Genomic DNA, 22,066 nt, shown 5'->3' with positions numbered 1-22,066 from the left:
TACCGGGCACGCGTGCGCGTACCCGGCGTCGTACCGGAACCCCTCAGTCCGCGAACGTCGCCGCCAGTGCCTCCGCGAGGCCCGGTACCAGCTCCGAGCCGGTGAGGACCTCCGTCGGGGAGTCCTTCTCGCGCAGCCGCAGGGCCGACTCGCGTGCGCCGTCGCGCAGCACGGCGACCGTCATGCGGACCTCCTGGCGCTCGGGATGCCGGGCGACCCACTTGGCGAGCGCGGCCTCGTCCAGATCGTCCGGGACCTGGGCCTCGGCGGACGGCGGCAGCATCAGCCGCTCCACCGTGAGCGCACAGCCGACCACCGCATCAGGCCAGGCGATGGTGCCGAGGAACTCGTCGAGCGGCTTGTCCGTTGGGATTTCGTCCTGTTCGATCGGGGTGAGACCGGCGGCGTCCGGCTCGTCACCCAGGCCGAGCTGCGCCGCCAGCGCGGGTTCCTGGGACCTCAGCTGAGCGGTGTCTACGAGGGCGAAGAGGCGTGCGGGCTGGTCCCAGCCGAGGCCGGAGGCGTACTCGTCGATCTCGAGTACGGCCCGGGTGAGCGGGCTCGCCGCCATGGGTGTGTTGGACATGGTCACAATCCTGCCTCGTTCCCACCCGGAATCGGGAACCGAGTAAAGCGTGAGTAAGTTGCATAGGTGAGGGCCTACGATCACGGGGCCCATCGACGGCCCGCGAAAACGGGGGCCTGACAGACCAACAGCGATTTTCGAGGTGCCACCTTGGCTTTCCAGATGCCGGACCGCGGCGGAGGCCCGACGGGGCCACGGATCAGAGTGGGCCGCCCGTCCCGGCGTGTCCGGACCCTGCTCATGACACTGGGCGTCCTTGCCGTGCTCGGCATGGCGTTCACCATGTTCGCGGGCTTCTGGACGGACTGGCTGTGGTACCGGTCGGTGAACTACTCGTCCGTCTTCACCACCACCCTGTGGACCAAGATCGGACTCTTCGTCGTCTTCGGCCTGCTGATGGCCGTCGCCGTCGGTTTCAACATCTGGCTGGCCCACCGGCTGCGCCCCCCGCTGAGCGCGATGTCGATGGAGCAGCAGAGCCTCGACCGCTACCGGATGGGCATCGCGCCGTACAAGAAGTGGCTGCTGTTCGGGATCACCGCCCTGGTGGGCCTGATCGCCGGCGCGTCCGCGTCCGGGCAGTGGCGGACCTGGCTGATGTGGGTCAACGGCGTGCCGTTCGGGCAGAAGGACCCCCAGTTCCAGCTGGACGTCGCGTTCTACGCCTTCGACCTGCCCTGGTACCGGTTCCTGCTCGGCTTCGGCTTCGCCGCCGCGATCCTCTCCCTGATCGCCGCCGCGCTCACCCACTACCTGTACGGCGGGCTGCGCGTCACCAGCCCGGGCGCGCGCGCCACGGCCGCCGCGACCGGCCATCTGTCGGTGCTCATCGGCTTCTTCGTCGCGCTGAAGGCGGTCGCCTACTGGCTCGACCGGTACGGCCTGGCGGTCAAGTCCAGCGACTTCAAGGCGACGGACAACTGGACGGGCCTGAGGTACGTCGACGCCAACGCCTATCTGCCGGCCAAGACGATCCTGTTCTGCATCGCCGTCATCTGCGCCCTGCTGTTCTTCTCGACGATCTGGCGGCGCACCTGGCAGCTGCCGCTGATCGGCTTCGGTCTGATGGTGCTGTCGGCGATCCTGATCGGCGGGCTGTACCCGGCGATCGTGCAGAAGTTCCAGGTCCAGCCGAACGAGCAGGCCAAGGAAGCCCCGTACGTCGAGAAGAACCTCACGGCGACGCGTGAGGCGTACGGCATCGACGGCACGCAGGTCACCGAGTACTCGGGCACGGCGAACACCAAGGACGCCGGCAAGCTGCGGGACGACGTCGACGCCACGGCGAGCATCCGCATCATGGACCCGAACATCGTCTCGCCGACCTTCCAGCAGCTCCAGCAGATGCGGAAGTACTACGCGTTCCCGACCAACCTGGACGTCGACCGCTACGGCTCGAACGGCAACGAGCAGGACACGGTCATCGGTCTGCGCGAGCTGAACTACGCGGGCATCGACAAGAAGAACTGGATCAACAACCACTTCCGCTACACCCACGGTTACGGCGTGGTCGCCGCGGAGGGCACCTCCGTGGACTCCGGGGGCCGCCCGGTCTTCACCGAGTCCGACCTGCCGTCCAAGGGCAAGCTCGGCTCGTACGAGCAGCGGATCTACTACGGCGAGAAGACCAACACGTACTCGATCGTCGGCGGTCCCCAGAAGGAGATCGACTACTCCGACGACAGCGGTGAGAAGACCTACAGCTACGAGGGCAAGGGCGGCGTCAACCTCGAGAACCCGATAAACCGTGCCGCCTACGCGGTGGCGCTCAACGAGCCGCAGATCATCTACTCGGGCGCGATCGGCGACGGTTCGCGGATCCTGTACAACCGCACGCCCAAGGAGCGCGTCGAGGCGGTCGCCCCGTGGCTGACCATCGACGGCGACGCCTACCCGGCGGTCGTCAACCACCGGATCCAGTGGATCGTCGACGCGTACACGACCACGAACGGATACCCGTACGCCTCGCGCACGACCCTCGGCGACACCACAGCCGACTCGCTGACCGCGACCAACGACCAGCGTGCGGTGGTGGCCCAGCAGAACCAGGTCAACTACATCCGCAACTCGGTGAAGGCGACCGTCGACGCCTACACCGGCGAGGTCAAGCTCTACCAGTGGGACACCCAGGACCCGGTCCTGAAGACCTGGATGAAGGCGTTCCCCGGCACGGTGGAGCCCAAGTCGAAGATCTCCGACGATCTCATGGCTCATCTGCGCTACCCGCAGGACCTGTTCAAGGTCCAGCGGGAGCTGCTGACCCGCTACCACGTGAAGGACGCCGACACCTTCCTCAGCGGCAGCGAGGTGTGGCAGGTGCCGGACGACCCGACCAACAAGTCGGGCGACGCGGTGCCGCCGTACTACCTCAGCATGAAGATGCCCGACCAGAAGGAACAGGCGTTCTCGCTGACGACGACGTTCACGCCCAACGGCCGTGACAACCTCAGCGCGTTCATGGCGGTCGACGCCGAGGCGGGCAAGAGCGACTACGGCAAGATCAGAATCCTGAAACTGCCGACGAGCACGACGGTCAACGGACCCAAGCAGGTACAGAGCCAGTTCAACTCCCAACAGGACATCGCCGAGGCCATCCGGCTGCTGAGAGGCGGCGACTCGGAGGTGGAGTACGGCAACCTGCTGACGGTGCCACTGGACGGCGGACTGCTCTACGTCGAACCCGTCTACGTACGCGGTGGTGGACTCCAGTACCCGCTGCTGCGCAAGGTGTTGGTGAGCTACGGCGGCAACACCGCGTTCGAGGACACCCTCGATGAGGCCCTCAACAAGGTGTTCGGTGCGGAGGGTTCGACCCCGCCGCCGGAGGAGGACACCGGCGAGAGTGACGGCGACACCGCGACGCCGCCGCCGACGAGCGACAACCCGACGGTCCAGGATGCGCTCAACGACGCCCAGAAGGCCTTCACGGCCGGCCAGGAAGCGTTGAAGAAGGGCGACTGGGAGGCGTACGGACGGGCGCAGGAGGACCTGGAGGCGGCGCTGCGGCGGGCCGAGGAGGCACAGGCGCGGGCCGCGGGCACCGGCGGTGCCACCAGCAGCCCGAATCCCACGAGCAGCCCGAATCCCACCACCAGCCCGAATCCCACCACCAGTCCGAATCCCTCCAGCAGTCCGCAGAGCGGCTGATCGAAAAGCTCCTCCCGCGTCGTGATACGGTTGCCAAACAACGACGCGGGGTGGAGCAGCTCGGTAGCTCGCTGGGCTCATAACCCAGAGGTCGCAGGTTCAAATCCTGTCCCCGCTACTGAAGTCGACGCGCTGTCGGCCCAGGCGAAGGCCCGGATCCTCCAAGGGATCCGGGCCTTCGTGGTGTGCGAACGCATGTGCCGACGCCCGGTATCGCCGTGCCGCCATGGGGAGTTGGGAGATCTGTGTTTGACTTGTCTCTCTGTGGGCATGTCGACAAAACGCTGAAGTGACCTCACTGGCTGCGGTATACCAGGTGTACCCAGGTTGCAGGTGGTGCGACGATGGACGTTATGGGGGACAAGGCAACTCTGTTCGAGACAGGGCGATTTGTGACGCCTTCCGGCCAGGAGGAGACCCGGGACGACGAGACCGGCGAGGCGGCCGAGGAGGCGCGTCAGCGGCTCGCCGCCGAGGCCGGTGACGTCGACGCGATGAGCGTCCTCGGGGCCATGCTGCTGCGCCGTGGCGACCTCGACGGAGCCGAACCCCATCTGCGTGCCGCGACCGCCGAGGGCGACCGCGCCGCCGCGAACAACCTGGGCGTCCTGCTGCACCAGCGGGGTTACGCCGACGAGGCCGCCGGATGGTGGCGGATCGCCGCCGTCGCCGGCAGCGCGGCTGCCGCGCACGCGCTCGGGCGGCACCACCGGGAGCGGGGCGACGAGCCGGCCGCTGAGTACTGGCTGCGGCAGTCCGCCGAGCAGGGGCACGTCCTGGGCGCGTACGCGCTGGCCGATCTGCTGGAGCACCGGGGGGACGACGCCGCCGGGCAGTGGATGCGGGTCGCCGCCGAGCGGGGGCACCGGGAGGCGGCGTACCGGCTGGCGCGGACGCTTGATCGCAGAGCGGCACGGGAGGGCGGGACCGGAGCTGACAACGGTGTCGGGACCGTCGGCGGTGCCGCTCCGGGTGCTCCTCCGCAGGAGGAGGCCGAGCAGTGGTACCGGCAGGCCGCCGCACGCGGGCATCGGCGGGCCGCGCTGCATCTCGGGGCCATCCTGGAGAAGCGCGGGGAGCTGAAGGAGGCCGGGCGCTGGTATCTGACGTCCGCCAAGGACGGGGAGCCGCGGGCCGCCTGTGCGCTCGGGTTCCTGTTGCGGGACGCGGGGGACGAGGAGAGCGCCGCCGTGTGGTGGCTGCGCGCCGCGCAGGACGGCGACGGGAACGCGGCGAACGCGCTGGGCGCGCTGCACGCCGAGCGGGGGCAGACGCAGACCGCCGAGCGGTGGTACCGGGCGGCCATGGACGCCGGGGACGTCAACGGGGCGTACAACCTCGGGCTGCTCTGCGCCGAGCAGGGGCGGATCGGGCAGGCCGAGCAGTGGTACCGGCGTGCGGCGTACGCCGGGCACCGGGAGGCGGCGAACGCGCTGGCGATTCTGCTGCTCCAGGGGGGCGACGAGACCGGGGCGGAGCCGTGGTTCTCCAAGGCCGCGGAGGCGGGGAGTGTCGATGCCGCCTTCAACCTGGGGATTCTGTACGCCAAGCGCGGCGAGGACGTGGCCGCGTTGCGCTGGTACGAGCGGGCGGCGGCCGCCGGGCACACCGAGGCGGCGTTGCAGGTCGGGATCGCGCGGCTGCGGGACGGGGACGAGCCGGCGGCGGAGCGGCATCTGCGGTGCGCGGCGGGGGGCGGCAGCGCGGAGGCGGCGTACCGGCTGGCGGCCGTGCTCGACGCGCGGCGGCCGCCGGTGTCGCCGCATGAGCTGGGGGAGCCGTCGCACGAGAAGTCCGAGTGCGAGGAGTGGTACGAGCGGGCGGCGATGCAGGGGCACCGGCGGGCGCAGGTGCGGGTGGGGATGCTCGCGGCCGCGCGGGGGGACGTGGTCGAGGCGGCTCGGTGGTACCGGGCGGCGGCCGAGGCAGGGTCGCGGAACGGGGCGTTCAATCTGGGGCTGCTGCTGGCTCGGGAAGGGAGTGAGCCGGAGGCGGCGGTGTGGTGGACGCGGGCGGCCGATGCGGGGCATGGGCGGGCGGCGTTGCGGCTCGCCCTCGTCTACGCGCGTCGGGGAGAGCTGGCGGAGGGGCAGCGGTGGGCCGACCGGGCGGTGTCGCTGGGGCCGGGCGAGGTGGCTGAGCGGGCGGCGCGGTTGCGGGATGCGTTGCGGGAGGAGATGTCTGCTTGACGCCGTTGGGGGCAGGGCTGGGGGACTGGTGGCTCGGCGTTGCTGCGGGGGTGGCGGCGTTGGTGTGGTCGGGTGTGGCTGGTTGCCGGGTGCTGGTGCTGGTGCTGGGGGGGGCGGAGCCACTCGCCCGCGCCGGCGGGGTGCCTCCCCCACTCTCGGCTTCGCTCGAGCGGGGGACCCCCATCGCCCACCCGTGCCGCCCCAGCGGCACGACTGCCCGCAGCTACGCGGCTGCGCGGCGCCGAGGCTGTGCGGGCGCTAGATGTATTGATCACGAGCGTTGTTGACGGTCACAGGTCTTGATCGTGGCGAAGGCCCCCGTGTGTGGTGGAGGTGTCGAATCTTCACCGCACGGAGGCCTTCGTGTCCCACCGTAATGCCCGGTTGACCGTTCATGGCAGGCGGCTGCTCGTCGAACGCGTGTGTTCTGGACGGCCGGTCGCCCACGTAGCTGCCGAGATGGGCATCTCACGAGCCACGGCCCACAAGTGGCTACGCCGTTGGCGCACAAGCGGCGAGGCAGGACTCATCGACCGCCCCAGCAGGCCACACACCACACCCCACCGCACCCCGGCCACCGTGGAGGCCCGCGTGTGCAGGATGCGACAGACCCACAAGCTCGGCCCCGCCCGCATCGGCCCGATCCTGGGCCTGCCCGCCTCCACCACGCATCGCATCCTGGTCCGCCACGGCCTGAACCGGCTGGCCCACCTGGACCGGCCCACCGGGCAGGTCATCCGCCGCTACGAACGCGACCGGCCCGGCGAACTGCTCCACGTCGACGTCAAGAAACTCGGCCGGATCCCCGACGGCGGCGGCCACAAGGTCCTCGGCCGCCAGGCCGGCCGCGCCACGCGCAACAGCATGGGCTTCGACTACGTCCACTCCGCCGTCGACGACCACACCCGGCTGGCCTACAGCGAGATCCACGGCGACGAGAAGGCCGCCACCTGCGCAGACTTCCTGCGCCGGGCCGCAGCCTTCTTCACCGCCTGCGGCATCGACCGCATCGAGCGGGTCCTGACCGACAACGCCTGGCCCTACCGCAAGAGCTTCGCCTGGCAGCAGGCACTGGCCGACCTCGGCGCAACCGGCAAACTCACCCGCGCCTACCGGCCGCAGACCAACGGCAAGGTCGAACGCTTCAACCGCACCCTGCTCGATGAGTGGGCCTACGTGCGGCCCTACACCAGCAACACCGAACGCACTGACGCCCTGGCAGACTTCCTGCACACCTACAACCACCACCGCTGCCACACCGCACTCGGCGGCCAGCCACCCATCACCCGCGTGAACAACCCTGCGGGTCAATACAGCTAGAGCCGTGCGGCGACATGCTGCGCGGCTGCGCGGGGCCGAGGCTGCGACGGCGCCACAGCCGCGCGGGCAGCACGGCCCCCACAGCTGCGGTCCGCAGCGCGTGCGGCGGTAGGGGTCGCGTCGGTAGGCGCGTGAGCAGGGGTTCTTAAGTGATTTGCTTCTGTCGGTGTTCTTGACGTAACGTTGCATTCACCGACGCGGGGTGGAGCAGCTCGGTAGCTCGCTGGGCTCATAACCCAGAGGTCGCAGGTTCAAATCCTGTCCCCGCTACTGAAAACCGAGGGCCGGAATCCAGTCACTGGATTCCGGCCCTCGGTTTTTGTGCTGCTTACGCCGACGCGCAGTTCGGGCACAGGCCGCGGTACGTCACCTCGACGTCCGAGACCGTGAAGCCGAAGCGCTCCGAGTCGGGGAGGTCGGCCAGCGGATTGCCCGTGGGGTGGACGTCGCGGATCGCGCCGCACTGGGCGCACACCAGGTGGTGGTGCGGGCTGCGCGCGTTCGGGTCGTACCGCTTGGCGCGCTTGTCCGTGCTGACCTCGAGCACCTCGCCGAGGGAGACCAGCTCGCCCAGCGTGTTGTAGACGGTCGCCCGGGAGATCTCGGGCAGCTTGGCGACAGCCCGGGCGTGCACCTCGTCGGCCGTCAGATGGACGTGTTCGCCGTCGAGAACCTCGGCCACGACGCGCCGCTGCGCGGTCATCCGCCATCCGCGTCCGCGCAGCCGTTCCAGAAGGTCACTCATGAGGCCCAGCCTAGCAGCAGAGGGAACAATTCCCGAACAGGTGTGACTTTGGAGCTGGACTTGATCTGGATAAAGTCTATTGTAGGATCGAGTACGGCTCTGGTCGAGGGACAGGAAACCGGCCGAGGAGCAGGAACACGCAAGGCATGACGCAGGAGGCGCACGTGACCCAGGGACCGCTCACGACGGAGGCCGGTGCTCCGGTCGCCGACAACCAGAACAGCGAGACCGCGGGTGTCGGCGGCCCCGTACTCGTCCAGGACCAGCTCCTGCTGGAGAAGCTGGCCCATTTCAACCGTGAGCGCATCCCGGAGCGTGTCGTGCACGCCCGCGGCGCCGGTGCCTACGGCACCTTCACGGTGACCGCCGATGTCACGCGGTACACGCGGGCCGCGTTCCTCTCCGAGGTCGGCGAGCAGACCGAGGTCTTCCTGCGCTTCTCGACCGTGGCCGGCAACCTCGGCGCGGCGGACGCCGTCCGCGACCCGCGTGGCTTCGCGCTGAAGTTCTACACCGAGGAGGGCAACTACGACCTCGTCGGCAACAACACCCCGGTGTTCTTCATCAAGGACGCCATCAAGTTCCCGGACTTCATCCACACCCAGAAGCGCGACCCGTACACCGGCTCGCAGGAGGCGGACAACGTCTGGGACTTCTGGAGCCTGTCTCCCGAGGCCACGCACCAGGTGACCTGGCTGTTCGGCGACCGCGGCATCCCGGCGTCGTACCGCCACATGGACGGCTTCGGTTCGCACACCTTCCAGTGGAACAACGAGGCGGGCGAGGTCTTCTGGGTCAAGTACCACTTCAAGACCGACCAGGGGATCAAGAACCTCACCGCCGAGGAGGCGGAGGTCCTCGCGGGCAAGGACCCCGACTCGCACCAGCGCGACCTGCGTGAGGCCATCGAGCGGGGCGAGTACCCGACCTGGACCGTGGGCGTGCAGATCATGCCGGCGGCCGACGCGGCGACGTACCGCTTCAATCCGTTCGACCTGACCAAGGTGTGGCCGCACGCGGACTACCCGGTCGTCGAGATCGGCAAGCTGGAGCTCAACCGCAACCCGCGGAACGTCTTCGCCGAGGTCGAGCAGTCGATCTTCAGCCCCGCCCACTTCGTGCCGGGCATCGGCCCGTCCCCGGACAAGATGCTCCAGGGCCGCCTCTTCGCGTACGGCGACGCCCACCGCTACCGCGTCGGCATCAACGCCGACCAGCTGCCGGTGAACCGTCCGCACGCCGCCGAGGCGCGCACCAACTCCCGTGACGGCTTCCTGTACGACGGCCGGCACGGCGGTGCGAAGAACTACGAGCCGAACAGCTTCGGGGGACCGGCGCAGACCGGCCGTGCGCTGTGGCAGCCGTTCGACGGCTTCACCGCCGGCACCGGCAACCACCCGGCGCCGGTGCACGCCGAGGACAACGACTTCGTCCAGGCGGGCAACCTCTACCGGCTGATGGCGGAGGACGAGCAGGACCGCCTGATCAACAACCTGGCGGGCTCCCTCTCCCAGGTCTCGCGCGAGGACATCGTCGAGCGCGCGATCGCCAACTTCCGTCAGGCGGGCGCTGACTTCGGCAAGCGGCTGGAGGCCGCGGTCCAGGCCCTGCGCGGCTGATACCACCAGCACTGGACCGCTTGCCGAGTGGACGGGCCGGATCTCCTGTACGAGGGGATCCGGCTCGTTCGTAGCCTGTGAGCATGTCTGCTCAGGCAGGTACCCGCTGTACCTGCTGCCGTACCGGTGCCCAGCAGCGGATGATGTCGCGGACCGAGACGATGCCGGCCGGTTCGCCGCCGTCGAGGACGATGAGGTGCCGGAAGCCGCCGTGTGCCATGGCGCCGGCCGCCTCCTCCAGCGTCCACGACGGGGCCGCGAACACGACGTCGGTGGTGGTGTGGTCGTGGGCGTGTTCGGTGTCGGGGTCCTGGCCGAGGCCGACGGAGTTCAGGATGTCGCGCTCGGTGAGGATGCCGATGCCGCCGGCGTCGGGGTCGTGGACCACGGCCGCGCCGACCCGGCGGGCGGACATCAGCGCGGCGGCCTGCCGCAGGGTGTGAGTGGGGCCGATGGTGAGGACGACTGTGCTCATGGCGTCACGTACGAGCATGGATGGAGCCACCTCCTGGAGTGTCCCCGCCGTGTGTTCCGTTTGTTCACCGTTTCACAAGTTCACAAGTGGGGGGACTTTCAGGGTGGCAGGTAAAGCGGGGGTCAACAAGTGGGCGTTCAGTAACGCTGGTTGAGGTACGCCAGCAGCTCGTCGTGCAACAGGCCGTTCGACGCCGCCGCGTTGCCGCTGTGCGGGCCGTGGCGGCCGTCGAGGCCGGTGAAGGTGCCGCCGGCCTCGGTGACGATGATCGCGTTGGCCGCCATGTCCCACAGGGACAGTTCCGGCTCGGCGCACATGTCGACGGACCCCTCGGCCACCATCATGTACGGCCAGAAGTCGCCGTACGCGCGCGTGCGCCAGACCTCGCGGGTGAGGTCCAGGAAGCCGTTCAGGCGGCCCTGCTCCTCCCAGCCGGAGAGGGAGGAGTACGCGAAGGATGCGTCCGGCAGCTTGGCGACGCGCGAGACGTGCAGCCGGCTCGCAGAGGTGAGGCTGCGGCCACTGAAGGCGCCGTGGCCCTTCGCCGCCCACCAGCGGCGGCCGAGGGCGGGAGCGGAGACGACGCCGACGACGGGCTGGTAGCCGCCCTCCGACGCCTCCATCAGGGAGATCAGGGTCGCCCAGACGGGGACGCCGCGTACGTAGTTCTTGGTGCCGTCGATGGGGTCGATGACCCAGCGCCGGGGGCCGGTGCCCTCGACGCCGTACTCCTCGCCGAGGACCGCGTCGCGCGGGCGGGCGCGCTGGAGGTGGTTGCGGATGAGTTCCTCGGCGGCCCGGTCGGCCTCGGAGACCGGCGTCATGTCGGGCTTGGTTTCGACCTTCAGATCGAGGGCCTTGAAGCGGTCCGTCGTCGCGGCGTCGGCGGCGTCCGCGAGGACGTGGGCAAGACGCAGGTCGTCGAGATAGTCGGGCATGTGAGGAACGGTATCTGTCGCGGTCGGTACGGGGCTACAGGGGGCGATCGTGGGCGGGTTGCGCGGCGTACGCCCGGGCGGGGCGGGGGCGCACGGCCCGGCGCGACGGGGCCTGCGTACCCGCCCCCTCGAATCCTCAACCCTCGAACCTCCCAACCTCCGAACCCTCGAACCTCTGAACCCTCGAACCTCCGAACCCCCGAACCTCCGAGCCCCCGAACCCCAACGATCTGCACGAACCCTTGACAGTGCCCCCACAGCCGTCAAATCTGGGCGCAAAGTCCGTCCCTCCAGGGAGGCGATGATGCCTGCTGCCCGGGAGTCCCTGCTGGACGCCGCCTATACGGCGCTCGCGCGGCGGCCGTGGGCCGCGGTGCGGATGGTGGACGTGGCCGCGACGGCCGGGGTGTCCCGGCAGACGCTGTACAACGAGTTCGGCAGCAAGGAGGGGCTCGCCCGGGCGCTGGTGCGCAGGGAGGCCGACGGGTATCTCGCCGGTGTCGACCGGGCCCTCAGCACCCACAGCGACCCCCGCGAGCGGCTCATGGCGGCCGCCGAGTGGACCATTGTGGCCGCCCGCGAGAACACGCTCGTCCGCGCCATGCTCACCGGCTGCTGGAGCGAGCGGCTGCCCTCGCCGACCCTCGAAGCGGTGCCGTCCTCCTCCGCCGTCCCCGCGCAGCGCCGGGCCGACGGCCCGCTGCCCTCGCCCGGCGACTTCGTGGCGCTGGTCCGCGACCGGGCCGTCGCGGTGCTGGCCGAACCCGGCGTGCCCAGGGCGGACACCGCCGACCTGGCGCGCTCCTGCGAACTGGTCGTCCGGCTCGCGCTGTCCTGCGTGGCCGCACCGCCCGGGGAAGGCGGCGTCACGGACCTGATGCGCGGCGCCCTGCACCGGCAGCCGGTATAGACCAAGTACAGAACAGGTGTAGACCAATTACCAAGCACAGACCAGGTGCAGACCAGTTACAGATCAGGTACAGACCCGTAGGCCTCAGTGCGCCGACCCGGACAGTTGCAGCCCGATGATGCCGATGATGACCAGGCTGATCGAGACGATCTTCAGCGTGGAGACGATGTCGCCGAGGAAGACCATGCCGTAGATGGCGGTCCCGGCCGCGCCGATGCCGGTCCACACCGCGTACGCGGGACCCACGTCGAGTTTCTTCAGCGAGAGCGTCAGCAGACCGAAGCTGCCGATCGCGAAGACGCAGAACGCGATGGTCGGCCAGAGTCTGGTGAAGCCGTGCGACAGCTTCAGACAGACCGCGAAGCCGGTTTCGAGCAACCCGGCCACGATGACCAGCAGCCACGCCATGTGCTGTCCTCCCCGTTTTCTCCACGTACTGTGACCGCGTGTCAGGCGCTTGTCAGGTTGACATCCGGGCATCCGGGCATCCGGCTTTTGCGATTATGCCCTTACCGGACCCGCCGCAAGACAAACCCCGCGTGAAGAGAAACAACGCGACGGTCAGTCGCCTTCCTTCCGCTCGCGCGTGGCCAGCAGCCGCCGCAGCGAGTACAGCCGGGCGGGGTCGGCATGTCCCTCGGCCACCCACTCGTCCAGCGCGCAGTCCGGCTCGTCGTGACTGCACGCGCGCGGGCAGCCCTCCGTGCCCGGCTCCAGGTCGGGGAAGGCGTGGATGACCCGGGACGGATCGATGTGCGCGATCCCGAACGACCGTACGCCCGGGGTGTCGATCACCCAGCCGTCCGTGCCGGTCAGCGGCAGGGCGAGCGCCGACGTCGTGGTGTGCCGGCCGCGTCCGGTCACCGCGTTCACACGCCCCGTCAACCGCCGCCGCTCCTTCGGCACCAGCGCGTTGACGAGGGTCGTCTTGCCGACGCCCGAGTGGCCGACGAACGCCGTGACCTTGCCCTCCAACTGCTCGAACACCCGCTCCGCCGCATCGCCGCTGTCCAGTTCCTCGCGGCTGGTGACGACGTACGGGATGTCCAGGTCGCCGTACAGCTCCAGGAGCGTGTCCGGCGGGGCAAGGTCCGACTTGGTCAGCACCAGGAGCGGGTCGAGGCCGCCGTCGTACGCCGCGACCAGGCAGCGGTCGATCAGGCGTGGGCGTGGTTCGGGGTCGGCGAGTGCGGTGACGATGGCGAGCTGGTCGGCGTTGGCGACGACGACGCGTTCGTACGGGTCGTCGTCGTCCGCGGTGCGGCGCAGCACCGAGGTGCGCTCCGCGATGCGCACGATCCGCGCGAGCGTGTCCTTCTTGCCGGACAGATCGCCGACGAGGGCGACCCGGTCGCCGACCACCGCCGCCTTGCGGCCCAGCTCGCGGGCCTTCATGGCCATGACCACGCGGTCCTCGACCAGACACGTCAGGCGGCCCCGGTCGACGGTGAGGACCATGCCCTCGGCCGCCTCCTCGTGCTTGGGGCGGATGTTCGTACGCGGCCGGGTGCCCTTGCGGCTGGGGCGGGAGCGGATGTCGTCCTCGTCGGTGTGCTTGCCGTAGCGGCGCATGGCGTGTCCCCTACGCCCCGAGCATCCCGGTCCACAGTTCGGGGAAGTCCGGCAGGGTCTTCGCCGTCGTCGCCACGTTCTCGATCTGTACGTCCTCCACCGCGAGGCCGATGATCGCGCCGGCCGTGGCCATGCGATGGTCGTCGTACGTGTGGAAGATCCCGCCGTGCAGCGGGCGCGGGCGGATGTGCAGACCGTCGGCGGTCTCGGTGACGTCACCGCCGAGTTCGTTGATCTCCTTGGTGAGCGCGGCCAGGCGGTCCGTCTCGTGCAGCCGCAGATGCGCCACGCCGCGCAGCGTGGAGGGGGAGTCGGCGAGGGCGGCGACCGCCGCGATGCCGGGGGTCAGTTCGCCCACGTCGCCGAGGTCGACGTCGATGCCGTGGATCGCGCCCGAGCCGGTGAACACCAGGCCGTAGTCGGTCAGTTCGCAGGAACCGCCCATTTCGGTGAAGATCTCTCGCAGCCGGTCGCCGGGCTGGGTGGTGCGGGACGGCCAGTCCGGGATCAGCACCTTGCCGCCGGTGACCAGGGCCGCCGCCAGGAACGGCTGGGCGTTCGACAGGTCCGGCTCGATCGTCAGGTCCCGGCCGAGCAGGGCACCGGGCGTGACCCGCCAGACGTTGCGCTCGCCGCCCGACTCGGGGGTGTCGACCTGCGCGCCGACCGCGCGCAGCATGTCGACGGTCATCCGGATGTGCGGCATCGACGGCAGCGTGGAGCCGATGTGACGGACCTCCACGCCCTGGTTGAAGCGCGGGCCGGACAGCAGCAGGGCGCTGACGAACTGGGACGACGACGAGGCGTCGATCTCGACCGGGCCGCCGTCCAGCGCGCCCCCGCCGTGCACGGTCAGCGGCAGCGCGCCACGCCCGTCGTCGTCGATCCGGGCACCGAGCACGCGCAGCGCGTCGATGACGCCGTTCAGGGGACGCTCGTACGACCTCGGGTCGCCGTCGAAGCGGATGGGGCCGTCGGCGAGCGCGGCGACCGGCGGCAGGAAGCGCATCACCGTGCCGGCGTTGCCGACGTCGACCGTGGCCGGGCCGCGCAGCCCCGCGGGGAGCACCCGCCACGCCTCGCCGGTGCCGTCCGGGCCCACGCCCTCCTCGATGCCGACGCCCATCGCCCGCAGGGCACCGGCCATCAGCAGCGTGTCGCGGGAGCGCAGCGGGCGGCGCAGCCAGCCGGGCTCGGAGGCGAGGGCGGCGAGCACCAGGGCGCGGTTGGTGACCGACTTGGATCCGGGCACATGGACCGTCGCGTCGACGGCTCCGCTCGCGTGCGGGGCGGGCCAGAGGGCGGTGTCTGCGGGGTTCTGCGCCATGGGCCCCACTCTAGTAGGCGGCGGTGGTTCGGGTACGGGTGCGTTGTGGCTGGTCGGGCAGTCACCGGCGCGCCGACGCGGGCCGCTCACACCTCCAGGAGCCAGCGCCCGCCACCGATCAGGGAACTCAGCGACACCACGTGGAAGAGGAACAGCCACAGCCCCGCCGGTACGTTCGTCAGCCGCGACAGCTGGTCCGCGTCCGAGTCGCCCGCGCCTCCCCGCCGCCGCTTCGCCTGGAGCTCGAACGCCGGGCGCACCCCGCCGAGCAGCAGGAACCACACCACCACGTAGGCGAACCCCGCTTGCACCTGGGGCCCGGCCAGCCAGGAGACCAGGACGAACGCGCCGCCGGTCAGGAAGACGGTCAGGACGCCGTACGCGTTGCGGATCATCACCAGCATCGCCAGCAGCAGGGCCGTCGCCACCCACAGCAGCAGGGTGATGTGCCCGGTGGCGAGCAGCGCGGCGCCGCCGAGGCCCAGCAGCGGGGGCGCGGTGTATCCGGCGGCCGCGGTGAGGATCATGCCGATGCCGTACGGCTTGCCCCGGCTGACCGTGAGGCCGCTGGTGTCGGAGTGCAGACGTATGCCGGTCAGGGTGCGGCCGGTGAGCAGCGCGATCAGGCCGTGGCCGCCCTCGTGGGCGATGGTGATGGCGTTGCGCGCGACGCGCCACAGCCCGTGCGGGACGATCACGGCGAGGGCGGCGGCCAGGGTGGCGAGTACGACCCACAGGTCGGGGTCGGGCTGGGTGCCGACGAGCTCGTCCCAGAGGGAGGTGGCTGTGGTGCTGTCCATGTTCCGGCGGCGCTCCCTCTGATCGGCGGGGTCTGGCAGTGTGGCACGTACGTGCGGACGGTATCTGAGACGCGGACGTCGCAGCGATCGTTCCTGACGGGAGACGTGCAGGTCACAGCGTTGGAGCCGCGGAGTGACCGGGGAGGGGGGCCGTGCGGGACCGGTCCCGGCGCGGCGCCACTACCGTGCCGACATGCCGCGACTCGATCGTGATCAGCGTTCCAGGGGCGGGCGCTCCCGCCGAAAAGCCGGACTTGTGCTCGCCCTTGCCGTGAGCCTGCTCAGCGCCGGGTGTTCGAGCGAGCAGCCCGCGCCGCGGCCGTCGTCCCCCCGTCCGACGCCCTCGTCCTCCGCCTCCGCCTCGTCCTCCGCCTCCGCCTCTACCTCTGCCCCCACCTCCGCACCAGCGCAGCCGATCAAGTACACCCGGGAGCAGCTTGCGGCGCGGCCGTGCCTCGCCCTCGACGAGCGTGACCGCGCCGCCCTCGGGATCAGTGGCCCGGGGAAACAGTCGTCCGGCGAGCACGGGGCGCAGTGCGCGTGGAAGCTGGCCGGCCAGTACGTCAGCCTCGCACTGGATCTGCCCCTGTCCTACGCGAAGACCATGACCAAGAACGGGCGGGTCTCGCAGGTGCCGGTGGGGCAGCACAGGGCTGTCCAGTCCGAATTTCAAAGGATCTGCTTCATCTTCGTCGCGGTGGACGATGTCAATCGCTTGATCGGCACCACGACCATTCCGGACCGCGGGGTGTCGCAGGACGGAACGTGTCCCGCGGGGGCGTCGGTCGCCGCCGCTGCCCTGACCCATATCCGATGACGACCAGGCCCTCTCCGGCCTCCCCGAGCCGTAGGCGCCTCGACCGCGCTCGGCAACGGTCTGCCACTCTTGGACGTGTGAGGCGGCATGATCCAGCGGTCTCGCAGGTCGGAGGGGCGGTCAGATATGTGCGGACGGTATGCGGCGAGTCGTAGGCCCGAGGATCTCGCAGGGATCTTCGAGATCGAGAAGTGGGAGCCGGAGGAGACCCTGGAGCCCGACTACAACGTGGCTCCCACCAAGGAGGTCTACGCCGTCCTCGACCGCCCCCTGAAAGACGTGGCCGACCCGCGCCCGGTTCGGCAGCTGCGCAAGCTCAAGTGGGGGCTCGTCCCGTCCTGGGCCAAGACACCCGAGGGCGGCGCCCGGATGATCAACGCGCGCGCCGAAAGCGTCCACGAGAAGCCCGCCTTCCGCCGCGCCTTCGCCGCCCGGCGCTGCATCCTGCCCGCCGACGGCTACTACGAGTGGGTCACCGGCAAGCAGGAGCGGGACCTGGAGGTCGAGGGCAAGAAGAAGCGGCCGCGCAAGCAGCCGTACTTCGTGCTGCCCGCCGACGGGTCCGTCTTCGCGATGGCCGGGCTGTACGAGTTCTGGCGGGACCGGACGCTGCCCGACGACCACCCGCAGGCCTGGTGGGTCACCTGCTCGGTGCTCACCACCGAGGCCGAGAGCAGCCCGCTGGCGGTGGCCCCCGCCGAGGGCCCGTACGCGCTCGCCGACATCCACCCCCGGATGCCGCTGATGCTCCCCCCCGACCGCTGGGACGCCTGGCTCGACCCGTGCCGCACCGACCCGGACGATCTGCGCGAGCTGCTCGCCCCGCCCCCGCCCGGCCTGATGCGTGCCTACCCGGTGAGCACGGCCGTCTCCAACGTCCGCAACAACGGCCCGGACCTGCTGAAGGAGCTGGAGGGACCGGTGGAGGGCACACTCTTCTGATGTGACTGATGTGTCCCATATGAATCCCGATGTGACCGGCGTGACCACCCAGACCGTCGAGACCGACGCGGGCACCGCCCGTATCACCTGGCACAAGGCGCGCAAGCCCCGGCTCGTCCTCGCCGTCAGCCACGGCGCCGGCGGCGGCATCGAGGCCCGTGACCTCACGGCGCTCGCGGACGTGCTGCCCCGGCACGGTGTGACCGTCGCCCGGGTGGAGCAGCCCTGGCGGGTCGCCGGGAAGAAAGTGGCACCGGCGCCCAAGACGCTGGACGTCGGCTGGCGCGGCGTCTGGCCCGCGCTGGCCGCACCGGGGCTCCCGGTGGTCTCGGGCGGGCGCAGCGCGGGCGCCCGGGTCGCCTGCCGCACGGCGACGGAGCTGGGCGCGGCTGCCGTCCTCGCCCTCAGCTTTCCGCTGCACCCGCCGGGCAGGCCGGAGAAGTCCCGCGCCGGGGAACTGCTCGGCGCGGGGGTGCCCACCCTCGTCGTACAAGGGGGTAATGACCCCTTCGGGAAGCCCGAGGAGTTCCCCGACGGGGAGTACGAGCTGGTCGAGGTGCCGTACGGCGATCATGGCTTCGCCGTACCGAAACGCGCCGAGCTCGGTCAGGATCAGGCTGTCGCGATCATCACGGACGCGGTGGTGCAGTGGACCGGGTCACTGGAGTAAAGATTCGGGAATGCTCCGGTCCCGACCACTGTTGAGGCGGACAGAAGTGCTGATGACCAGCACCGACGTCGTAGGAGAGGAAGTCCGCCGCATGGGTTCGACCTTCTGCCCGGCCCGCAGCAGCCGTACTGACCTGGACTGGACGGTGCTGCACGCGGCCAAGACCGCCCCTATTCGGGCGGCGGCGGGTGCGGATCGTCGTCTATCCTCCGATTCTGGTGGGACCGGGTTCGGTCCTGCCCAGATTGCTGAGGAGGTGGGTCCGGTCACCGGTACCGACGCAGGGACCGACAACGGCCAGGCGGAGCTGCCCGAGGGCCAGGGCAACAGCGCGGAGACGACCGCGGAGCGCAGTGCGCGCTTCGAACGGGACGCGCTCGAATTCCTCGACCAGATGTACTCGGCCGCGCTGCGCATGACGCGCAACCCGGCCGATGCCGAGGACCTGGTGCAGGAGACGTACGCCAAGGCGTACGCGTCCTTCCACCAGTTCCGCGAGGGCACCAACCTCAAGGCGTGGCTGTATCGGATCCTCACCAACACCTTCATCAACTCGTACCGCAAGAAGCAGCGCGAGCCCCAGCGCAGTGCGGCCGAGGAGATCGAGGACTGGCAGCTCGCCCGCGCCGAGTCGCACATGTCGACGGGCCTGCGCTCCGCCGAGTCGCAGGCGCTCGACCACCTGCCCGACTCGGACGTGAAGGAAGCGCTGCAGGCGATCCCCGAGGAATTCCGCATCGCCGTCTATCTCGCGGACGTAGAGGGCTTTGCGTACAAGGAGATCGCGGACATCATGGGGACACCCATCGGTACGGTGATGTCCCGGCTGCACCGGGGCCGCCGTCAACTGCGCGGCATGCTCGAGGACTACGCCCGTGAGCGCGGGCTGGTCCCGGCCGGCGCCGGAGAGTCGAACGAAGCGAAAGGCTCGGGCTCATGAGCTGCGGAGAGCCGCACGAGACTGACTGCAGTGAGGTCCTCGACCACCTGTACGAGTTCCTCGACAGTGAGATGCCGGACGTCGATCGCGAGAAGTTCCAGCACCACTTCGAGGAATGCTCGCCGTGCCTGGAGAAGTACGGCCTGGAGCAGGCCGTGAAGAAGCTGGTCAAGCGGTGCTGCGGGCATGACGACGTGCCCACCGACCTGCGGGCCAAGGTGATGGGGCGGATCGACCTGATCCGCTCCGGGCAGGCCGTGCCCGAGCACGACGTGACGGCCACCGCGCAGGAGTCCTGACTCCGCTTGCTTCAACGCACCCGGTGCTCGTCACCCGAATGCGTTAATCGGCCGTCCGTCGGCCCGCGATCCCACCGCACCGCCCTAGGCTCCGGAGCCTGACACAGGCATGGACCGGGGGAGGGCGTCGTTCATGGAGGCGGTTCCGGCACGGGCACGCGTGTATGTGGCCTGTGTCGTCCTCGGCGCGCTGATGTGCCTGCTGCCACTGCCCACGCCGCGGACGCCCTGGACGGCGATGACGCTGCTCGCCGTCCTCTACGCCGGCGGGGAATGGCTGGCCCGCAGGAGGTTTCCCGGCACCTTCTATCCCGTCCTGCTCGCCGCGGTGTTCCTGCTGCCGGCGCCCGCCGCCGCGCTGGTCGCGCTGTCGGGTGCGCTGCTGTCGCCCGTCGAGCAGCGCCCCGCCTGGCTACGACGGGTCTGGCGGGCCGCCGAGCTCGTGGTGGCCGTGTGGGCGGCCGGGCGGGTGTTCCGGGCGCTGGGCGGGCGGGACGCCGTGGAGGCGTCCGACGTTCCGTACGCGCTCGGCCCGGCGGCGGGCGCGGTGCTGGCGTTCTGCGCGGTGCTGACCGTGCTCGACGGGGGCATTCTGGTCGTCGCCGAACGCGTGCCGCTACGGCGGGCCTGGCGAGGCCTGCTGCTGCGGTCGCTGGCGCCGGTCGGGGTGCACGGACTCGCCGGACTGATGATGGCCGTCCTGTGGCGCAGCCCGTACGGCCCCCTGGCGGCGCTGCTCGTGCTGCTGCCGATGGGCGTGTCCTGGTGGGCGTTCGCGCAGTACCACCGGGAGCGGGGCGCCCATCAGGCAACCATCCGGGCGCTGGTGCAGGCCGTCGACATCAAGGACGAGTACACGCGCGGGCACAGCGAGCGGGTCGGCCAGGCCTCGATGATGATCGCGCGCGAACTGGGCATGGACGACGAGCGGGTCGAGGTGCTGCGGTTCGCCGGGATCCTGCACGACGTGGGGAAGCTCGGGGTGCCCACGCGGCTGCTGCGCAAGGACGGGCCGCTGACGCCCGAGGAGCGGCGGGTGATCGAGCTGCATCCGGAGTACGGGCACGAGATGGTGCGGGGCATTTCGTTTCTGGGCGAGGCCCGGGCCGCCGTACTGCATCATCACGAGCGCCTGGACGGGAGCGGGTATCCGTACGGGCTCGTCGGGAGTCAGATTCCCGAGTCCGCGCGGGTGGTCGCCGTTGCCGATGCGTTCGACGCGATGACGTCCACCCGGTCCTACAGCAGGGCTCGGCCTGTCGCCGTCGCGTTGGCGGAGCTGGAGCGGTGTGCGGGGCGGCAGTTCGATCCGGTGATGGTGGCTGCGCTGGTGCGGGTGGTACGACGGTCCGGGTGGGACCCCGTTGTCACCGCTGACGGCGTGGCGTCCCGTCGCATTCCCTCACCCGCACCTGATTCCAGTCGGACGGGAGCGCACCATTGAAACGCGGTCGAGCCCTCCCCCTGATCCACGGCTCCGCCGCCGTCCTCGCCCTCGTCTCCCTCGGCGCCACCTTCTGGACCGGCGTCGAGCAACGCGGCATCGCGCTCGCCTTCGGTGCGCTCGTCGCCCTCGGTGAACTCACCCGCTGGTACGGACCGCAGGTCAGGGAGGCCGCGCCGCTCGGGGCCGCCGGGGCGTTGTCGTACGCCCTGCTCGGGGAGGACGCCGGGCGGGCCACCACCCACGGAGTCGCCCAGGTCGTCAGCGTCGTGCTCGCCGCCTCACTCGTCGGGTGTGTGCCGCACATCGCGCGGGGACGCGGACCGGTCTTCGACCATCTGGCGCGGCGGGTGCTCACCGTCGGGTTCGCCGCCGTGTGCTTTCAACCGCTGTACAACCACGGCACGTTCGCGGACTGGAGCGGCCCCGCCTACGCGCTGCTGCTCATCGCGCTGCTCGCGCTCACCGCGCTGTGCGACGCCGTGCTCGCCGCCGCGCTGGCGCACTCCCGCACCGGGTGGCCGTTCGGGCCGCTGCTGCGGGACGAGCTGCGGGGCACGCTCGGGATCGGGTCGGCCGTGGGTGCGACCGGTGCCGTGATGGCGCTGGGCGTCGCGGTCGTCGGGTTGTGGGCGCTGCCCGTGTTCTGTCTGCCGCTGCTGCTCACGCAGGTGTCCCTGCGCCGCTACGCCGCCGTGCGGACGACGTACCGTCAGACCATCGCCTCCCTGGCCCGGGCCACCGAGATCGCGGGGTACACCCCGGCCGGGCACGCGCGCCGGGTCGCCGCGCTGAGCCGGGCCGTCGGGCGGGACCTGGGGCTGAGCGAGCCGGAGCTCACCGTGCTGGAGTACGCGGCGCTGATGCACGACATCGGGCAGCTGAGCCTGGTCGACCCGGTGCCGGCCGGGGCCACGGCCGGGCTGCCCGACGCCGAGCAGCGGCGGATCGCGCTCTTGGGCGGGGCGGTCGTACGGCAGACCGGGGTGGACGCCGAGGTCGCGGTGGTGGTGGAGCGGCAGGCGGATCCGTACCCTGAGCAGCCACCGGCCGCGCGGATCGTGCGGGCGGTGAACGCGTACGACGAGAAGGTGCGCGACGCGGGCCCCGGCGGGCCGCTGACCGCGCTGGAGGAGCTGCGGCTGGGGACCGCGGGGGACTACGCTCCGGACGTCGTCGAGGCGCTGGCCCGGGTGCTGTCGAGGGAGGGTCTGACCCTGCCCTCGGCTGGGTAACCCATGGGTAATGAGCGCCCTTCCAGCCGCACGTGGTTGGATGCGAAGGAGAGGGTGTCCGGGGGCACAGGCCAGCCCACTGAACGGAACT

The 22,066-nt window shown here is 70.5% G+C and carries 20 protein-coding genes and 2 tRNA genes; 14 read left to right on the top strand and 8 right to left on the bottom strand.

From position 1 onward, the window contains the following. Positions 1–43 precede the first annotated feature (43 nt). Positions 44–586 carry a PPA1309 family protein gene (locus HJD23_RS13465; RefSeq protein ID WP_171117759.1) on the bottom strand — a complete coding sequence of 181 codons (543 nt, stop codon included), beginning with the start codon at positions 584–586 and terminating at the stop codon, positions 44–46. Positions 587–748: 162 nt separating this feature from the next. On the opposite strand from HJD23_RS13465, the gene HJD23_RS13460 reads away from it, so the two are divergent. The 5 genes from HJD23_RS13460 (at position 749) to HJD23_RS13440 (ending at position 7,512) form a co-directional block, all read left to right on the top strand. Next, positions 749–3,733 (top strand): UPF0182 family protein, encoded by a 2,985-nt coding sequence (locus HJD23_RS13460; RefSeq protein WP_171119185.1) that lies wholly within the window; start codon positions 749–751, stop codon positions 3,731–3,733. A 44-nt stretch (positions 3,734–3,777) separates the two neighbouring features. Then, a tRNA-Met gene (locus HJD23_RS13455) sits at positions 3,778–3,851 on the top strand. A 226-nt stretch (positions 3,852–4,077) separates the two neighbouring features. Continuing rightward, positions 4,078–5,922: an SEL1-like repeat protein gene (locus HJD23_RS13450; protein ID WP_171117761.1), complete on the top strand. Its 1,845-nt coding sequence runs from the start codon at positions 4,078–4,080 to the stop codon at positions 5,920–5,922. 363 nt (positions 5,923–6,285) lie between these two features. After that, a complete protein-coding gene (locus HJD23_RS13445) occupies positions 6,286–7,242 on the top strand; it encodes an IS481 family transposase (RefSeq protein WP_171134023.1) in 957 nt (318 codons plus the stop codon). A 196-nt stretch (positions 7,243–7,438) separates the two neighbouring features. Then, a tRNA-Met gene (locus tag HJD23_RS13440) sits at positions 7,439–7,512 on the top strand. A gap of 58 nt (positions 7,513–7,570) precedes the next feature. Here HJD23_RS13440 and HJD23_RS13435 read toward each other — a convergent pair. Then, complete coding sequence (locus HJD23_RS13435; RefSeq protein ID WP_171112070.1) at positions 7,571–7,987, bottom strand: Fur family transcriptional regulator; 417 nt, start codon at positions 7,985–7,987, stop codon at positions 7,571–7,573. A 164-nt stretch (positions 7,988–8,151) separates the two neighbouring features. Between HJD23_RS13435 and HJD23_RS13430 the strand changes: the two genes are divergently transcribed. Beyond that, positions 8,152–9,606: a catalase gene (locus HJD23_RS13430; protein ID WP_240980704.1), complete on the top strand. Its 1,455-nt coding sequence runs from the start codon at positions 8,152–8,154 to the stop codon at positions 9,604–9,606. Positions 9,607–9,697: 91 nt separating this feature from the next. Here the strand turns inward: HJD23_RS13430 and HJD23_RS13425 are convergent, their stop codons facing one another. Both HJD23_RS13425 and hisN read right to left on the bottom strand, forming a co-directional pair. Then, on the bottom strand, positions 9,698–10,099 hold the full coding sequence (locus HJD23_RS13425; protein ID WP_171112068.1) for a CBS domain-containing protein: 402 nt from the start codon (positions 10,097–10,099) through the stop codon (positions 9,698–9,700). Between the two features lie 119 nt (positions 10,100–10,218). Further along, positions 10,219–11,019, bottom strand: a complete 801-nt coding sequence (gene hisN, locus HJD23_RS13420; protein WP_171112067.1) for a histidinol-phosphatase — start codon at positions 11,017–11,019, stop codon at positions 10,219–10,221. A 301-nt stretch (positions 11,020–11,320) separates the two neighbouring features. On the opposite strand from hisN, the gene HJD23_RS13415 reads away from it, so the two are divergent. After that, entirely contained in the window at positions 11,321–11,929 is a 609-nt protein-coding gene (locus HJD23_RS13415) for a TetR/AcrR family transcriptional regulator (RefSeq protein WP_171112066.1), read from the top strand. A gap of 84 nt (positions 11,930–12,013) precedes the next feature. Here HJD23_RS13415 and HJD23_RS13410 read toward each other — a convergent pair whose 3' ends face one another. The 4 genes from HJD23_RS13410 to HJD23_RS13395 form a co-directional block, all read right to left on the bottom strand. Continuing rightward, positions 12,014–12,337 (bottom strand): multidrug efflux SMR transporter, encoded by a 324-nt coding sequence (locus HJD23_RS13410; protein WP_171112065.1) that lies wholly within the window; start codon positions 12,335–12,337, stop codon positions 12,014–12,016. Positions 12,338–12,490: 153 nt separating this feature from the next. Continuing rightward, positions 12,491–13,501 (bottom strand): ribosome small subunit-dependent GTPase A, encoded by a 1,011-nt coding sequence (gene rsgA, locus HJD23_RS13405; RefSeq protein ID WP_171112064.1) that lies wholly within the window; start codon positions 13,499–13,501, stop codon positions 12,491–12,493. 10 nt (positions 13,502–13,511) lie between these two features. Then, positions 13,512–14,828, bottom strand: coding sequence for a 3-phosphoshikimate 1-carboxyvinyltransferase (aroA, locus tag HJD23_RS13400; protein WP_171112063.1), 1,317 nt, complete (start codon positions 14,826–14,828; stop codon positions 13,512–13,514). An 86-nt stretch (positions 14,829–14,914) separates the two neighbouring features. After that, the gene (locus HJD23_RS13395) at positions 14,915–15,628 is read right to left on the bottom strand and encodes a M50 family metallopeptidase (RefSeq protein WP_171112062.1); all 714 of its coding nucleotides are present in this window, start codon (positions 15,626–15,628) and stop codon (positions 14,915–14,917) included. A 193-nt stretch (positions 15,629–15,821) separates the two neighbouring features. Here HJD23_RS13395 and HJD23_RS13390 point away from each other — a divergent pair, with 193 nt between their 5' ends. The 7 genes from HJD23_RS13390 to HJD23_RS13360 all read left to right on the top strand — a co-directional run bounded on the left by HJD23_RS13390 (position 15,822) and on the right by HJD23_RS13360 (position 21,975). Further along, complete coding sequence (locus tag HJD23_RS13390) at positions 15,822–16,445, top strand: DUF3558 family protein (RefSeq protein ID WP_171112061.1); 624 nt, start codon at positions 15,822–15,824, stop codon at positions 16,443–16,445. Positions 16,446–16,571: 126 nt separating this feature from the next. Then, complete coding sequence (locus HJD23_RS13385; protein WP_171112060.1) at positions 16,572–17,387, top strand: SOS response-associated peptidase; 816 nt, start codon at positions 16,572–16,574, stop codon at positions 17,385–17,387. A 19-nt stretch (positions 17,388–17,406) separates the two neighbouring features. Further along, positions 17,407–18,057 (top strand): alpha/beta family hydrolase, encoded by a 651-nt coding sequence (locus tag HJD23_RS13380; protein ID WP_171112059.1) that lies wholly within the window; start codon positions 17,407–17,409, stop codon positions 18,055–18,057. A 256-nt stretch (positions 18,058–18,313) separates the two neighbouring features. Beyond that, positions 18,314–18,997: an RNA polymerase sigma factor SigR gene (sigR, locus tag HJD23_RS13375; RefSeq protein WP_189986292.1), complete on the top strand. Its 684-nt coding sequence runs from the start codon at positions 18,314–18,316 to the stop codon at positions 18,995–18,997. Continuing rightward, positions 18,994–19,296, top strand: coding sequence for a mycothiol system anti-sigma-R factor (gene rsrA / locus HJD23_RS13370; RefSeq protein ID WP_141311999.1), 303 nt, complete (start codon positions 18,994–18,996; stop codon positions 19,294–19,296). Before sigR ends, rsrA begins: the two co-directional genes overlap by 4 nt. A gap of 133 nt (positions 19,297–19,429) precedes the next feature. After that, positions 19,430–20,740 carry an HD-GYP domain-containing protein gene (locus HJD23_RS13365; RefSeq protein ID WP_171112058.1) on the top strand — a complete coding sequence of 437 codons (1,311 nt, stop codon included), beginning with the start codon at positions 19,430–19,432 and terminating at the stop codon, positions 20,738–20,740. After that, positions 20,737–21,975 (top strand): HD domain-containing protein, encoded by a 1,239-nt coding sequence (locus tag HJD23_RS13360; protein WP_171112057.1) that lies wholly within the window; start codon positions 20,737–20,739, stop codon positions 21,973–21,975. Before HJD23_RS13365 ends, HJD23_RS13360 begins: the two co-directional genes overlap by 4 nt. Positions 21,976–22,066 lie beyond the last annotated feature (91 nt).

Source organism: Streptomyces sp. Z423-1 (assembly GCF_013009255.1).
In the GTDB taxonomy this organism is placed as follows: domain Bacteria; phylum Actinomycetota; class Actinomycetes; order Streptomycetales; family Streptomycetaceae; genus Streptomyces; species Streptomyces gossypiisoli.
Note: the sequence above shows the minus strand (reverse complement) of the source record. Positions and strands in the feature narration are given on the sequence as shown.